Source organism: Caballeronia sp. 11_S32 (genome assembly GCF_056930355.1).
Genome location: NZ_JBXOWH010000003.1, coordinates 3,055,294 through 3,070,002, shown reverse-complemented (window position 1 = coordinate 3,070,002; position 14,709 = coordinate 3,055,294). Strand labels below are relative to the sequence as shown.

Annotated in this window: 11 protein-coding genes; 9 read left to right on the top strand and 2 right to left on the bottom strand. The window is 62.4% G+C overall.

Annotated elements, in window-relative coordinates:
* Nucleotides 1–55: 55 nt before the first annotated feature.
* Nucleotides 56–1,246 carry a M20 aminoacylase family protein gene (locus AC1Z32_RS26075; RefSeq protein WP_483481741.1) on the bottom strand — a complete coding sequence of 397 codons (1,191 nt, stop codon included), beginning with the start codon at nucleotides 1,244–1,246 and terminating at the stop codon, nucleotides 56–58.
* Between the two features lie 161 nt (nucleotides 1,247–1,407).
* Here AC1Z32_RS26075 and AC1Z32_RS26070 point away from each other — a divergent pair, with 161 nt between their 5' ends.
* A complete protein-coding gene (locus AC1Z32_RS26070) occupies nucleotides 1,408–3,489 on the top strand; it encodes a molybdopterin-containing oxidoreductase family protein (protein ID WP_483481608.1) in 2,082 nt (693 codons plus the stop codon).
* A 128-nt stretch (nucleotides 3,490–3,617) separates the two neighbouring features.
* Complete coding sequence (locus tag AC1Z32_RS26065) at nucleotides 3,618–5,291, top strand: long-chain-fatty-acid--CoA ligase (RefSeq protein ID WP_483481607.1); 1,674 nt, start codon at nucleotides 3,618–3,620, stop codon at nucleotides 5,289–5,291.
* A gap of 161 nt (nucleotides 5,292–5,452) precedes the next feature.
* On the opposite strand, the gene AC1Z32_RS26060 is transcribed toward AC1Z32_RS26065, so the two are convergent.
* A complete protein-coding gene (locus tag AC1Z32_RS26060) occupies nucleotides 5,453–6,628 on the bottom strand; it encodes a porin (protein ID WP_483481606.1) in 1,176 nt (391 codons plus the stop codon).
* A gap of 451 nt (nucleotides 6,629–7,079) precedes the next feature.
* Between AC1Z32_RS26060 and coq7 the strand changes: the two genes are divergently transcribed.
* The 7 genes from coq7 to AC1Z32_RS26025 all read left to right on the top strand — a co-directional run bounded on the left by coq7 (nucleotide 7,080) and on the right by AC1Z32_RS26025 (nucleotide 14,687).
* Entirely contained in the window at nucleotides 7,080–7,736 is a 657-nt protein-coding gene (gene coq7, locus AC1Z32_RS26055) for a 2-polyprenyl-3-methyl-6-methoxy-1,4-benzoquinone monooxygenase (protein ID WP_483481605.1), read from the top strand.
* Between the two features lie 393 nt (nucleotides 7,737–8,129).
* Entirely contained in the window at nucleotides 8,130–8,558 is a 429-nt protein-coding gene (mraZ, locus tag AC1Z32_RS26050) for a division/cell wall cluster transcriptional repressor MraZ (protein ID WP_062610501.1), read from the top strand.
* Nucleotides 8,559–8,574: 16 nt separating this feature from the next.
* Nucleotides 8,575–9,525 carry a 16S rRNA (cytosine(1402)-N(4))-methyltransferase RsmH gene (gene rsmH, locus AC1Z32_RS26045; RefSeq protein WP_483481604.1) on the top strand — a complete coding sequence of 317 codons (951 nt, stop codon included), beginning with the start codon at nucleotides 8,575–8,577 and terminating at the stop codon, nucleotides 9,523–9,525.
* The gene (ftsL, locus tag AC1Z32_RS26040; RefSeq protein WP_483481603.1) at nucleotides 9,522–9,866 is read left to right on the top strand and encodes a cell division protein FtsL; all 345 of its coding nucleotides are present in this window, start codon (nucleotides 9,522–9,524) and stop codon (nucleotides 9,864–9,866) included. The genes rsmH and ftsL overlap by 4 nt, the downstream gene beginning before the upstream one ends.
* Nucleotides 9,863–11,719 (top strand): peptidoglycan D,D-transpeptidase FtsI family protein, encoded by a 1,857-nt coding sequence (locus AC1Z32_RS26035; protein ID WP_483481602.1) that lies wholly within the window; start codon nucleotides 9,863–9,865, stop codon nucleotides 11,717–11,719. The genes ftsL and AC1Z32_RS26035 overlap by 4 nt, the downstream gene beginning before the upstream one ends.
* Entirely contained in the window at nucleotides 11,716–13,260 is a 1,545-nt protein-coding gene (locus AC1Z32_RS26030; RefSeq protein ID WP_483481601.1) for a UDP-N-acetylmuramoyl-L-alanyl-D-glutamate--2,6-diaminopimelate ligase, read from the top strand. Before AC1Z32_RS26035 ends, AC1Z32_RS26030 begins: the two co-directional genes overlap by 4 nt.
* Complete coding sequence (locus AC1Z32_RS26025; RefSeq protein WP_483481600.1) at nucleotides 13,257–14,687, top strand: UDP-N-acetylmuramoyl-tripeptide--D-alanyl-D-alanine ligase; 1,431 nt, start codon at nucleotides 13,257–13,259, stop codon at nucleotides 14,685–14,687. Before AC1Z32_RS26030 ends, AC1Z32_RS26025 begins: the two co-directional genes overlap by 4 nt.
* The last annotated feature ends 22 nt before the right edge of the window (nucleotides 14,688–14,709 follow it).

Sequence of the window (14,709 nt, the reverse complement as noted above, 5' to 3'; positions counted from 1 at the left end):
GCGACGTTGTAGCCCGGTAACGACCCCAGCAGCGGGCTTTCACCCGCTCAAATATTCAACGCGCCAAGAATCGCTCCGCCAGACGCACCCAATACGACGACCCGATTGACAATAAATCGTCGTTAAAGTCGTAGCTGGCGTTGTGCAACATGCACGGACCTGCGCCATGTCCGTGTTCGCGATGTCCACCGTCGCCGTTACCCAGGAACGCGTAGCATCCGGGTTTCTCGAGAAGCATGAACGAGAAGTCCTCAGCACCCATCGTTGGTTCTGCGGCACTATCGACCTGATCTTTGCCAACAACTTCCGCCATGACTTCTGCCGCGAATCTCGCCTCCGCTGGAGTGTTGATCGTCGGAGGGTAGTTTCTGTGGAAGTGCAGATCCACTTCGCAATCGTAGGCGGCCGCCGTCGCTTCGACGATCTTGCGCATGCGCTCTTCGATCAGATCGAGCGTCTCAACGGTGAAGGTGCGCACGGTCCCGCCGAGCCAGGCCTGATCAGGTACGACGTTCATCGCGTCGCCGGCGTGGATTTGCGTGATGGAAAGAACCGCGGTGTCGATCGGCTTCTTGTTCCGCGTAATGATGCCCTGAAGGCCATTCGCAATCTGAACCGCCGTAAAAACAGGATCGCGCCCGTTATGCGGCAAGGCTGCATGCGAACCGGTCCCGCGAATCGTGATGCGGAATTCGTTACTTGACGCCATAATCGGTCCTTCGGTCACGCCGAAATGACCAGTAGGAATGCCGGGCCAATTGTGAATGCCGAACACCGCATCCACGGGAAAGCGCTTGAAGAGACCTTCCTCGATCATGGCTTTCGCGCCAGCACCGCCCTCTTCGGCGGGCTGAAAGATGAAAACGACCGTCCCATCGAACTTGCCGTGTTCGGCCAGGTGTTTGGCGGCGCCGAGCAGCATCGCGGTGTGACCATCGTGGCCGCACGCGTGCATGCGACCGTCATTCGTCGACCGATGCCGGAATGTATTCAATTCCTGAATGGGCAGCGCGTCCATATCGGCGCGCAGTCCGATCGATCCAGCGCCGGAACCGCGCTTCAATACTCCGACGATGCCCGTCTTGCCCAACCCGCGATAGACTTCAATCCCCCATCGCTCAAGACAATCGGCCACGAGTTTCGCGGTGCCGACCTCTTCGTAGCGCAACTCGGGATGAGCATGGATCGTTCGTCGGAGTGTTTTGATTTCGTCGTGTGATGCTTCGATTTCTGGGATCAGATTCATTTGAACCGCTCTCACGTTTGAATTCAGATCGCGCGTATTGACCGCGCAGAGTCGTTCCATTCTACGCCGCCACTATTTGCTTCACCGGACGGTCGATCGCATAGCGGCCGTAATAGAATTCGGTCATCCGCCGCCTTTAATTCGATTTACCGGACTTTCCGATGAACGCTCCAGCCGAGTTTGCCCGAGCCGTATGCCCGCACGATTGCCCCGATACATGCGCGATGCGCGTAACCGTAAAGGACGGCAAAGCGGTCAAAATCAGCGGCGATCCTGATCATCCGCCGACGCAAGGTGTGCTTTGCACGAAAGTAACGCGATACGCTGAGCGCACACATCACAATGATCGCCTTCTCACTCCGCTCAAGAGAGTCGGGAGGAAGGGCGAGGGCAAATTCGAGCCGATTGGCTGGGACGAGGCGTTGCAACTTGCCGCCGAACGCCTGAATTCGATTGCCCGGCGCGCGCCTGAAGCCATCGTCCCATACAGCTACGCCGGCACGATGGGACTGGTGCAAGGCGAAAGCATCGCCGCCCGATTTTTCAACGTGCTCGGAGCGTCGCGCCTGGAGCGCACGATTTGCGCCGCGGCGGGCGCTGCCGGTCTGCGTTACACCTACGGCGCGAGCCTCGGCATGCACTCGGAGTTCTACGAAGAGAGCGAACTCATCCTGATCTGGGGCGCGAATCCGATCGCCTCGAGCCTGCACTTCTGGACGCGCGCCCAGGAAGCCAAGCGACGCGGTGCGAAGTTGATCGCGATCGATCCCTACAAGTCGCTCACCGCCGAAAAGTGCCACCAGCACATCGCACTACGCCCCGGCACCGATGCCGCACTCGCGCTTGGCATGATCGATGTGCTTGTCCGTGAGAATCTCATCGATCATGAGTACGTGCGCGCGCATACCGTCGGCTTCGACGAACTTGCAGCGCGCGCGGCGCAGTATCCGCCGGCGCGCGTCGCGAAGATCTGCGGCATCGAGGCGAATGTGGTCGTCGAGCTCGCTCGCGCGTTCGGATCGACGAAGAAGGCCGCCATTCGGCTCAACTACGGCATGCAGCGCGTGCGGGGCGGCGGCAATGCGGTTCGCGCGATCGCCTGTCTGCCGTCGTTGACCGGAGCATGGCGCGAACGCGCCGGCGGATTGCTGCTTTCATCGTCGGGCTGGGCGCCGATCAACGGCAGCGCGCTCGAACGTCCCGACCTGCTGCCCGGCTGGCCCTCGAAACTGCCGCGCGCGATCAACATGAACGCAATCGGCGACGCGCTGCTGCATCAAGGCGACGAAGCCTTTGGGCCGAAAATCGAAGCGCTGATCGTCTACAACTCGAATCCGGTAGCGGTCGCGCCGGACTCGGCGAAGGTCGCCGCCGGATTCGCGCGCGATGACCTGTTCACGATCGTGCTCGAACATTTCCAGACCGACACCGCCGACTATGCCGACCTGATCTTCCCGGCGACAACGCAACTCGAGCATCTGGACGTCCACAAGTCCTACGGACACACGCACGTGATGGCGAACCTGCCCGCGATTCCGCCGGTCGGTGACGCGCGCCCGAACACGGAGATCTTTCGCGGCCTCGCGCGCGCGATGGGCCTTGTCGAGCCGGCGCTCTTCGAGACCGACGAACAGATCGCATCGAAGGCTTTTCGTTGGGACGATCGCGTACTCGAGGGTCAGAACTGGGACGCGCTGAAGTCCTCCGGATGGCTGAAGCTCGATATCGCCGAGGCACCGCTGGCGGAGGGGGCGTTCCGCACGCCTTCGGGCAAGTGCGAGTTTTACAGCGAGCGGCTGAAACGCGAAGGCCTCGATCCACTGCCCGACTATCTGCCGCCCTACGAATCCGAGGACGGTTCGCCCGAACTGGCCGCCCGATATCCGCTCGCGATGATTTCCCCGCCCGCGCGCAACTTCCTGAACAGCAGCTTCGTGAACATCGAAAGCCTGCGCGCGGCGGAGCGGGAGCCTCATCTGGATATTCATCCCGACGACGCCAAGGCGCGCGGCATCGTCGATGGCGCGCTCGTGCGTATCTTCAACGACCGCGGCTCCATGCAGGCTCGCGCGCGCGTGACGGAACGCGCGCGAGAAGGCGTCGTGGTTGGACTCTCGATCTGGTGGAAGAAGCTGTCGCCGGACGGCTGCAATGCCAATCAGGTTACGAGCCAGGCACTGACCGATCTCGGGGGATCGGCGACGTTCTACGATTGCCTCGTCGAAGTGGAGCAAATGCACTGATGGTGTTCGAAAGGGCGGGCTCGGACGAGCCTGGTGCATGGCGTCTAACCCAGTTGCCGGAGGCTTTTCGAGAAGCTAGGATCTCGTTTCCGCACGACCATTCTAAAATCATATAAAGGAGACGCCGTATGGAGAAACCTTGGCTGAAATCCTACCCGGCCGGCGTGCCTGCGGACATCGACGCATCTGCGTACCGGTCGGTTTCCGAGTTGCTCGAGGACAGCTTCCGCGCGAATCGCGATCGGCGTGCGTTCGTGTGCATGGGCCAGTCGATCACGTACGCCGAGCTCGACGCGATGTCGAGAAAGCTGGCCGCGTGGTTCCAGAAGAAGGGCCTCAGACACGGCGCGCGCGTCGCGCTGATGATGCCCAATGTCTTGCAATATCCGGTTGCGATCGCGGCCGTGCTGCGCGCCGGCTATATCGTGGTCAACGTGAATCCGCTCTATACGCCGCGCGAGCTCGAACATCAACTGAAGGACAGCGGCGCGGAAGCGATCGTGATCCTGGAGAACTTCGCGGGCACGCTGCAGGCCGTGGTCAGGAATACGGCGATCAAACACGTGATCGTCGCGTCGATGGGCGATCTCATGGGGCTGAAGGGCCTGCTGGTCAACTTTGTCGTCCGGCGTGTGAAGAAGATGGTGCCCGAATGGAGCTTGCCCGGCAGTGTCCGGTTCAATGACGCGCTCGGTGAAGGCAGCCGGAGCACGCTTCAGCCCGTCACTCAAAACCCCGATGACGTCGCGTTTCTCCAGTACACGGGCGGCACGACGGGCGTCTCCAAGGGCGCGACGCTCACGCACCGGAACCTCATCGCGAACACGCTGCAATCCGAAGTCTGGCTGGAGCCGGCACGCAAGCGCCGTCCTGACATCGACCAGTTCGTCTGCGTGGTCGCGCTGCCGCTGTATCACATCTTTGCGCTGACTGTCTGCGGGATGCTGACGATCCGGACCGGCGGCCTCGGCGTGCTGATTCCGAATCCGCGAGACATCGCGGGGACGATCAAGGAGTTGAAGGGCATGCCCATCAACACGTTTCCGGCGGTCAACACGCTCTATAACGCGCTCCTGAATCATCCCGACTTCGGCAAGCTCGACTTCTCCAAGCTCATCGCGGCGAACGGCGGCGGCATGGCGGTCCAGGAAGCCGTGGCGAAGCGCTGGTTCGCCGCGACGGGCGTGCCGATCGTCGAGGGCTACGGCTTGTCCGAGACTTCGCCGTGTGTGACCTGCAATCCGGTGACGGCGACGGAATACACCGGCACGATCGGCTTGCCGCTACCGTCGACGGAAGTCTCGATCCGCGACGACGACAACAACGAAGTGCTGCTCGGCCAGGCCGGCGAGATCTGCATTCGCGGACCGCAGGTGATGGCGGGCTACTGGAACCGTCCGGACGAGACGGCGAAAGTGATGACGCCGGACGGCTTCTTCCGCTCGGGCGATGTCGGCGTGCTCGATGAGCGCGGCTACGTGAAGATCGTCGATCGCAAGAAGGACATGATTCTCGTGTCGGGCTTCAATGTGTATCCGAACGAGATCGAAGATGTCGTCGCGATGTTGCCCGGTGTGTTCGAAGTCGCCGCGGTCGGCGTAAAGGATCAGAGTTCCGGCGAGGCGGTGAAGCTCTTCATCGTGCGCAAGGATCAGAGCCTCACCGAAGCCGACGTCATGGCCTACTGCAAGGAGCGGCTGACGGGGTACAAGCGACCGCGCATGATCGAGTTCCGGAACGACTTGCCGAAGAGCAATGTAGGCAAGATTCTGCGGCGCGAATTGCGCGATGGGCGCGCTTAGCGGTTCAATTTCCTAAATAACAAAAAGCCTTCGCGTCGCGAGACACGAAGGCTTTTTTGTTGTCTGTACGCGACACGAAAGCCACGCACTTTCGCCGGATCCATACGAAAAAAAGGCGCCCGAAGGCGCCTTTCAGAGCGTACTGCTTTGTTACGACCTTATTAGAACTTGTGGCGGATACCGACCACTGCAGCAACCTGGTTCGACGTCGACGACGGCGACAGGCCGTTGATGTTCGCAACTGCCGAGCGGTTCGTCGAATCCGTGCCGCTTGCGTGCTGGTACACGCCGTCGATGTACACGTCGGTGCGCTTCGACAGGAAGTAGTCCGCGCCGAGCATTGCCTGATGGTACTTGGCATCGCTCAGGCCGTAACCCTTCGTGTAGTCATATGCCACGCCCAGCAGCAGGGCCGGGGTCAGCTGATACTTGAAGTTGATTTCGGCGTTGTGGAACTTGCCCGAGCCGCCCGTGTAGCCAGCCGGGTTCAGGCCAGCGCCTGATTCGCTGTTGACGTCCTTGAACATCGTGTTGCTATACGTTGCACCGATGGTCGCTGCGCCGAACGTATAAGCACCGCCAGCCGTAATGACTTGCTGCGTCTTGGCCGATGCGAAGCCCGAGTACACGCGGCTCGACATGTTCGAAGCCGTAGGCGTCGAAGTAGCCGTGCGGCTTGCCGGGGTGTTGCCGAAGAACGAGTAGTTCGGGTCCTTGACGTTCAAGTAGCCCGCGCCCAACTGCAGGGGGCCTTGCGAGTAGCCCAGACCAACCGACCAGATCTGGTTGCGGTTGAACTGGCCAGCGTTGCCGCCGAGGCTGTACAGGCCGCCGAACGTGAAGCCTGCGTAGTTCGCGCTCGTGTACTTGATCGCGTTGTTCACGCGATTCGAGTTGTTCATGTTGTCCAGGTCGCCCGGGTGCGCACCGAAGTACGACGCCCACTGGCTACCGACTTCGAAGGCACCGGTGAAGTCGACCACGGAGTCGTACTGGCGACCCAGGGTGACCGTGCCGAACTGGGTCGAACCCAGACCGACATAAGCCTGACGGCCGAACTCAGTGCCGCCTTGGCCCAGTTGGCCGTTGAACACGTTGAAGCCGTTTTCCAACACGAAGATGGCCTTCAGACCGCCGCCCAGATCTTCCGTGCCGCGCAGACCCCAACGGCTACCCTGCAGGTTGCCGCTGTTCATTGCATACAGGTGCTCGCCGTTGCTGTTGTTGTTGAAGGCAAAGCCTGCGTCGATGATGCCGTACAGCGTCACGCTGCTCTGCGCATGTGCGGCGCCTGCGAAAACGCCCAATGCGGCGAGAGCGAGAAGCGACTTTTTCATTGATTAGATCTCCAGGGAGTGTTTGCGACTTTGTGGCAAGGTCACTGTTCTAGCGCCAGTGTGTTGACGGTCCCTGCCGGGCTTCTTAACGAAGTTGACACGTAATGTAACAAAGAGACTTTGACGGACAAAGGAAAAGGGGGCGGTCCGCCGACTCATGTGACGTTTACGCAACAGGCGCTAAAATGTTGGTTTTGCAGGATTTTTGCGACTCGTGTTTGCCCTAATTACCAACGGGCGCGGTTGCAACGGGCGTTTTGACGTCCGATCGGCCGGTAGAACATCGGTCCGATCGGACAATCCCGCGTGGGCTCGGCGCGGCTGTCGATGCGCTAAAATCCGCGTTTTCCGTACGGAACTGACCGGCTTCTGGCCGAGATACACGTTCGCGTCAGCGAGCGAGAGAATACGGACTGCTGCGACGCGCAGGATTTTGAAGAGAGGTGACAACATGACGCTCGATGAAGTCATCAGCGAGTTTGATCGAGGCTTGCGCTCCATGACCGGCGTGAGCCGCATGTCGCGGCCGATTCCCGAAGCGGCGGTATCGGGCGCGGGTGCCGACAGCGATGTCCTTTCGGATGAATCGCAACTGACGGACAAGGAACGCGCGCATTCGGCCGGCTTGATGCGCGTGAACCATGTCGGCGAAGTCTGTGCGCAGGCGCTTTATCAGGCACAGAAGCTCGCCACCGATTCGCCCGAGCTCAAGGCGAGCTTCGAGCAGGCGGCCCGGGAAGAGGAAGATCATCTTGCGTGGACCTCGAAGCGCCTGAAGGATCTCGACTCGCGACCGAGCCTGTTGAATCCGTTCTGGTATGCCGGGGCGCTTGCGATCGGTTTTGTGGCCGGCCGCTTCGGCGATCGCGCCAGTCTTGGTTTCATGGCCGAGACCGAGCGCCAGGTCGAGCAACATCTCGACGGTCACATGAAGACCTTGCCCGCGAACGACCACGCTTCGCGCGCGATCGTCGAGCAAATGCGTCTCGATGAAAGCGCGCACGCGGCCGCGGCGATCGGTGCGGGCGGCGGCGAGGTTCCGTTTCCGGTGCGGGCGCTGATGCGTGCGGCATCGAAGGTGATGACGGGCACTGCCTACTATATATAGCGCATCGAAATGTCTTCGCCCGGCTCGTCCCACCCTCGGACCGGGCGTTTCGTGGCCGCATCCCACCTGTGGCTCACAAATCGGCGGAAAAGACCGTTACATTTCCCTCATTTCGCCGATTGATTTCACGTACTACCTTCACATCCTTCACTAGCCCTCTAATTAATAACGGTTTTCTCTTTCGCCGTCACTTCAAGCTCCTGCGCTAAGTCCTTGTTCTAGCAAATAAAAAGCATTCGAAAAAAAGGTGCGCGTCTTGACCGAGGAAATGCGTTCCTCTAAAGTGGGAGACAGTGTGAGAAAGTGGTCTTTTGTGTGATTCGGAAGCCATTTTTGAGCAAAAGCGGAGCGGGACGCACGTCACGGTGGGCGTCCATAACGGGGAGAGGGTGAGTGTTCCAAGGGGCGTCGGCGCTGACGCTCGATGCGAAAGGACGGATGTCGGTTCCGTCGCGCTATCGGGAAGCGCTGCAAGGGCAGGCAGAAGGCCGGGTGACGCTCACGAAGAGCCCGGATGGATGCCTGCTGCTCTTTCCTCGCCCGGAGTGGGAAGTCTTTCGCGCCAAGGTCGCCGCGCTTCCGATGGAAGCCATGTGGTGGCGGCGCATCTTTCTCGGTAATGCAATGGATGTCGAACTCGACGGCAACGGGCGCGTGCTGGTCTCGCCCGAGCTGCGCGCTGCCGCGTCGCTCGAAAAAGAAGTGACGCTGCTCGGCATGGGCGCGCACTTCGAGTTGTGGGATTCGCAGACTTACGCGGCGAAGGAAGCTGCGGCGATGGCGCAGGGCATGCCCGAAGCGCTGAAGAACTTCACTTTCTGACGCGGCGCTGAAGAACATGGCGAAGCCGGGAAATGAACTGCAGCACCGCACGGTGCTGCTGAAAGAAGCAGTAGACGCACTGATCACGCGCGCGGACGGCATCTATATAGATGGCACGTTCGGACGCGGCGGTCATAGCCGGGCAATTTTGCAGCGGCTGGGGGATGCCGGGCGGCTCATCGCCTTCGACAAGGATCCTCTCGCCATCGCCACGGCGCAACAGATTCAGGACTCGCGCTTTTCGATCGTGCACGACAGCTTCGCGGCTTTGCGCGATGCGGCGAGCGAGCGTGGGGTGGGGCGGGTGTCGGGCGTATTGCTCGACCTTGGCGTGTCGTCGCCGCAGGTGGACGACCCGGAGCGCGGCTTCAGCTTCCGCGCGCAAGGTCCGCTCGACATGAGGATGGACCCGACTCGCGGCGAGTCGGCGGCTGAGTGGCTCGCGCGAGCCACGGTGCAGGAAATCACGGAGGTCATCAGAGATTATGGGGAAGAACGGTTTGCTTTTCAGATTGCAAAGGCGCTTGTTGCTCGCAGGGCAGAGTCCGACCGTCTTGGGCCTCTCGACAGCACGGGCGAGCTTGCCGAAATCGTGGGTAACGTCGTCAAAACCCGTGAAAAGGGCAAGGACCCGGCAACTCGCACCTTTCAGGCTATACGGATTCACGTCAATCAAGAGCTTGCGGAGCTGCAGGTAGTACTCGAATCGGCATTGGCATTGTTGGAGCAAGGGGGGCGGCTGGTCGTGATCAGCTTTCATTCACTCGAAGACCGGATCGTCAAGCGGTTCATGCAGGCGCACGCGAGCGCGCCGGCGGTGGACCGTCGTTTGCCGATCCGCGCGGTCGATCTTCCCAGCCCGCCGTTGCGCGTGGTCGGCCGCGTGTTTCCGAGTGATGCCGAAGTCGCCGACAACCCGCGCGCCCGGTCCGCGGTGATGCGTATCGCCGAGCGGATCGCGCCATGAACCGTCTCAATATCTTCCTGCTGATCATCGTGCTCGGGTGCGCGTTGTCGGTCGTCAGCTCCACGAATCAGCAGCGGGAAATCTTCATCGATCTGCAGCGGGCGCAGTCGCAGGAGCGTCAGCTCCAGCAGGATTATGCGCAGCTGCAATACCAGCAGAGCGCGCTGTCGAAGACATCGCGCATCGAGCAGTTGGCCACCAGCTCACTGAAAATGCAGCCCGTGACGACCGGCCGCACGCAATATCTCACCTACGACACGGCGACCAACAAGGCCGCCGACGCACCCATGCCGCCGCCGCTGCCGGCGTCGGCGCCGCCTGCACGCGGAGCCAAGCGATGAAAAAGTCCGCGAAGCAGAAAGACGTCGCTCACACGCCGAACCCGCTCCTCGCCGTGCGCCTGCCGATGTGGCGCTCGAAGTTCGTCGTGTTCCTGCTCTTCATGGCGTTCGTTGCGCTCGCAGCGCGCGCGTTCTGGATTCAGGGCCCGGGCAACGCGTTCTTCAAGAAACAGGGTGAGAGCCGCTATCAGCGCACGCTCGAATTGCCGGCGACGCGCGGCCAGATCCGCGACCGCAACGGCCTCGTGCTCGCCACCAGCCTGCCCGTGAAAGCCATCTGGGCCATTCCCGAAGCCGTGCCGAACGATCTCGGCGCGGACAAGTTCGCGCAATTGTCGAAGCTGCTCGAAATGCCGGAAAAAGAGCTGCGCGCGAAGCTTTCGATGGACAAGACCTTCGTCTACGTGAAGCGTCAGGTGCCGCTCGAAGTCGCGCAGAAGGTCGCCGCGCTGGACATCCCCGGCATTTATTCGCGCGGCGAATATAAGCGCTTTTATCCGGAAGGCGAAATCACCGCGCACCTGATCGGCTTTACTAATATTGAAGACAAGGGACAGGAAGGCGTCGAGCTCGGCGACCAGAACGTCCTCGCCGGCACGCCGGGCATGCGCCGCGTCATCAAGGACCGCATGGGCCACATCGTCGAGGACGTCGACGAGCAGGTCGTGCCGCACAATGGCGCGGACGTCGAACTTTCGATCGACAGCAAGATTCAGTACATCGCGTACACGAACCTGAAGGCCGCCGTCGAGAAGTCGAAGGCGAAGGCCGGCGCGGCGATCGTGATCGACACGAAGACGGGCGAGGTGCTCGCGCTCGTCAACTATCCCACGTACAACCCGAACGACCGCTCGCGCATGACCGGCGAGCAGTTGCGCAACCGCATCCTTACGGACACATTCGAGCCGGGCTCGATCATGAAGCCGTTCACCGTTTCGCTCGCGCTCGATCTGCATCGCGTGACGCCGAATACGCTCGTGGAAACGGGCGGCGGCGTTTTCGTACTCGACGGCGCGCGGATCACGGACGATGCCGGTTTCGGGACGCTCACCGTCGGCGGCGTGATTCAGAAGTCGAGCAATATCGGCGCGACCAAAATTGCGATGCAATTGCGTGCCGAGGAAATGTGGAACATGTACACGAGCCTCGGCCTCGGTCAGGCACCAAAAGTCGGTTTTCCGGGCGCGGTGACCGGGCGTCTGCGGCCGTGGAAGAGCTGGCGGCGGATCGAGCAGGCGACGATGTCCTACGGCTACGGTCTGTCGGCGTCGTTGTTCCAGTTGGCGCGCGCTTATACCGCGATCGCGCACGACGGCCAGGTCATGCCTGTTTCGATTTTCCGCACGCCGGGCGACCAGCCGCCTGTCGGTCAGCAAGTGTTCTCGCCGACCACCGCGCGTGAAGTGCGCGCGATGCTCGAAACCGTGACGGCGAAGGGCGGCACGTCGCCGGATGCGGCGGTGCCGGGCTATCGTGTCGGCGGCAAATCGGGGACGGCGTACAAGCATGCGGGCCGCGGCTACGACCATTCGAAGTACCGCGCATCGTTCGTCGGCATGGCGCCGATGCCGAATCCACGCATCGTTGTGGCGGTGTCGGTCGATGAGCCGACGGTCGGCAGCCACTTCGGCGGCCAGGTTTCGGGTCCGGTGTTTTCGGGCATCGTCGGCGATACGCTGCGCGCGCTGAACGTTCCGCCCGACATGCCGGTGAAGCAGATGGTCGTCACCGACGAGTCGAACTCCGCAGCACAACCAGCCGCGCAGCAGCCGGCGAACACCAACAACGCGAACACCGCGAAGAAAGTCGCGGTGTCGAGCAATACGAAGACGCACCCGGGAGTCGTGCGATGAGCGCGCAAGCCCGACAGAGCAAGATGCAAAAGGACGTATCACATGCCGTTCAATGGTTGCGCGCGCACGCGCAACCCGAGGCGCAGTTGCACGCCGACACGCGCGCGCTGAAAAGCGGCGACGTGTTTCTCGCCTATGCGGTCGAAGGCGCGGACAACCGTCCGTATCTCGACTCCGCGCTCGCCGCGGGCGCGGCTGCCGCGCTGTATCAGCCGGAGGGCTTCGCGGGCAAGCCGGATGCATCGAAGGCGCTCGCCGTGAAGGCGCTCAACGAGCTCGCCGGTCCGATCGCGTCCGCATGGTACGGCGAGCCGACCGCATCGATGCTCACCGTCGGCGTGACGGGCACAAACGGCAAGACCTCGTGCAGCCAGTGGATCGCCGCTGCACTGACCGCGCTCGGCCGTCCGTGCGCGATCGTCGGCACGCTCGGCATCGGCATGCCGGGCAAGCTCGTGCATAGCGGCTTCACCACGCCCGACGCACCGCAGCTTCAGCGCAATCTCGCGCAACTGAAGGCGCAGGGCGCGGAAGGCGTCGCGATGGAAGTGTCGTCGCACGCGCTGCATCAGGGGCGCGTGAACGGCGTCGATTTCGATATCGCCATCTTCACGAATCTCACGCAGGATCATCTCGATTACCACGGCACCTTCGAGGCATACGAAGCGGCGAAGGTGCGTCTTTTCGCATGGCCGTCGCTCAAGACGGCGATCGTCAATCGCGACGACGCGGCGGGCCAGCGCCTGATCGAAGCGTTGCGCGGCAAGGTGCGCACGATTGCCTACGGCGTCGACATGCCCGCCGATGCCGCGCCGGGCGCCGACGCGATGCTGCTCGCGACGCAAGTCCGCGCAACGGCCACGGGCACGGCGTTTCATCTTTCGTCGGATTGGGGCGAAGCCGATGTCGAAGTCGCCACGCTCGGCGCGTTCAACGTGAGCAATCTGCTTTCCGTGCTCGGCGTGCTGCTCGAAGTCGGCGTGCCGTTCGATGCCGCGATCGCACGCATCGAGAAGCTCGAATCGGTGAACGGCCGCATGGAGCGTCTCGGCGGGCGCATTCAGAGCGACGAGCCGCTCGTCGTGATCGACTACGCGCACACCCCCGACGCGCTCGACAAGACGCTCGCCGCGTTGCGCCCGATCGCGCAGGCGCGCGGCGGCGAGCTCGTCTGCATGTTCGGCTGCGGCGGCGACCGCGACGCGACCAAGCGTCCGCTGATGGGCGAGATCGCCGAGCGTCTCGCGGATCAGGTCGTCATCACGAGCGACAATCCGCGCAGCGAAGATCCGCAGACCATCATCGACCAGATCGCGGCGGGCATGAAGGACGCCGCGAAAGCGCGCCGCATCGAAGACCGCGCGAGCGCCATTCTGCAAGCGATCCGCTCGGCGGCGCGTGAGGATGTCGTCGTGCTCGCAGGAAAGGGACACGAAGCCACGCAGGAAATCATGGGCAAGAAACGCGCATTCTCGGATCAGGATCACGCGCGCCTCGCGCTTGCCGCACGCGCCACGCAACAGCGCGGAGGTGGCGAATGACGATCTTCACCCTGCGCGAAGCCGCCGATATGATTCCCGGCGCGACCATCGACGGCGATGACAACATCACGATCCGCCGTGTCGTGACGGACAGCCGCGGCATTCAGGCCGGCGATCTGTTCGTCGCGGTGAAGGGCGATCGCTTCGATGCGCATGATTTCCTCGATCAGGTTGCGAAGAGCGGCGCGGCTGCCGCGCTCGTGTCTCGCGACCCGAGCAATGCCGATGCCTGGCCACTTCCTTTCATCAAGGTAAAGGACACGCGCGCCGCGCTCGGTGCGCTGGCGCACGGCTGGCGCAAGCGCTTCACGATGCCGCTCGTCGCGGTGACGGGCAGCAACGGCAAGACCACGGTCAAGGAGATGATTGCGTCGATCTTCGCGGCTGCGGTCGGCGAAGAAGCGCGGCTCGCAACCGCTGGCAACTTCAACAACGACATCGGCTTGCCGCTCACGCTGTTCCGTCTGAGCGACACGCACAAGCTCGCGGTCGTCGAGCTCGGCATGAATCATCCGGGCGAAACGGAAGTGCTCGGCAAGATCGCCGCGCCGGATGTCGCCGTCGTGAACAACGCGCAGCGCGAGCATCAGGAATTCATGGCAACGGTGGAAGCCGTCGCGCTCGAACACGCTTCGGTGATTCACGCGCTCGGTGAAACGGGCACGGCCGTGTTCCCCGCCGACGATCAATACGCCGTCTTCTGGCGCACCGCCGCGACGGACAACGCGATCATCGACTTCGCGCTCACGGACGACGCGGCGAAGGCTGCCGTCACGGGCACGCTCGAAGGCACGACGGTACGCATGCACACGCCGCAAGGCGCGCTCGACGTCGCGCTGAACGTGCTCGGCGAGCACAACGCGCGCAACGCATTGGCCGCGACCGCCGCCGCGCTGGCAGCGGGCGTGTCGCTCGATGCGATCAAGCGCGGCCTCGAAGCATTTCAGCCCGTAAAGGGCCGCTTGCAGGTGAAGCGCGCGATTCTCGGCGCGCTGAACGGCGCGACCGTCATCGACGACACCTACAACTCGAATCCCGATTCGATGCGCGCGGCCATCGACGTGCTCGCGTCGCAAGCTCAACCGCGCGTCCTCGTGATGGGCGACATGGGCGAAGTCGGCGAGGAAGGCCCGGCATTTCATCGCGAAGTCGGCGCGTATGCGGCCGAGCGCGGCATCGATGCGCTTTTTGCGCTCGGCGCCGCGAGCCGCGATTCGGTGAACGCATTCAACGCCAAAGCATCGAAGCAGACCGGCGCGCATTTCGACGATGCCGAAGGATTGATCGCCGCGCTTCAAAGCGCCGCTTACGGCAGCAAGGCAACGTATCTCGCGAAAGGCTCGCGCTTCATGAAGATGGAGCGCGTCGTCGACGCGTTGACGATATCCCAGCAACCCGCTGCGGGCGATAAGCCCGCCGCACACTGACTTACCGAAAGAGAAGGACCCG

Bases quoted from the DNA above. Each gene is read 5' to 3' on its own strand.
- AC1Z32_RS26075 (WP_483481741.1), bottom strand. From the start codon at position 1,246: ATGAATCTGATCCCAGAAATCGAAGCATCACACGACGAAATCAAAACA.
- AC1Z32_RS26070 (WP_483481608.1), top strand. From the start codon at position 1,408: ATGAACGCTCCAGCCGAGTTTGCCCGAGCCGTATGCCCGCACGATTGC.
- AC1Z32_RS26065 (WP_483481607.1), top strand. From the start codon at position 3,618: ATGGAGAAACCTTGGCTGAAATCCTACCCGGCCGGCGTGCCTGCGGAC.
- AC1Z32_RS26060 (WP_483481606.1), bottom strand. From the start codon at position 6,628: ATGAAAAAGTCGCTTCTCGCTCTCGCCGCATTGGGCGTTTTCGCAGGC.
- coq7 (WP_483481605.1), top strand. From the start codon at position 7,080: ATGACGCTCGATGAAGTCATCAGCGAGTTTGATCGAGGCTTGCGCTCC.
- rsmH (WP_483481604.1), top strand. From the start codon at position 8,575: ATGGCGAAGCCGGGAAATGAACTGCAGCACCGCACGGTGCTGCTGAAA.
- ftsL (WP_483481603.1), top strand. From the start codon at position 9,522: ATGAACCGTCTCAATATCTTCCTGCTGATCATCGTGCTCGGGTGCGCG.
- AC1Z32_RS26035 (WP_483481602.1), top strand. From the start codon at position 9,863: ATGAAAAAGTCCGCGAAGCAGAAAGACGTCGCTCACACGCCGAACCCG.
- AC1Z32_RS26030 (WP_483481601.1), top strand. From the start codon at position 11,716: ATGAGCGCGCAAGCCCGACAGAGCAAGATGCAAAAGGACGTATCACAT.
- AC1Z32_RS26025 (WP_483481600.1), top strand. From the start codon at position 13,257: ATGACGATCTTCACCCTGCGCGAAGCCGCCGATATGATTCCCGGCGCG.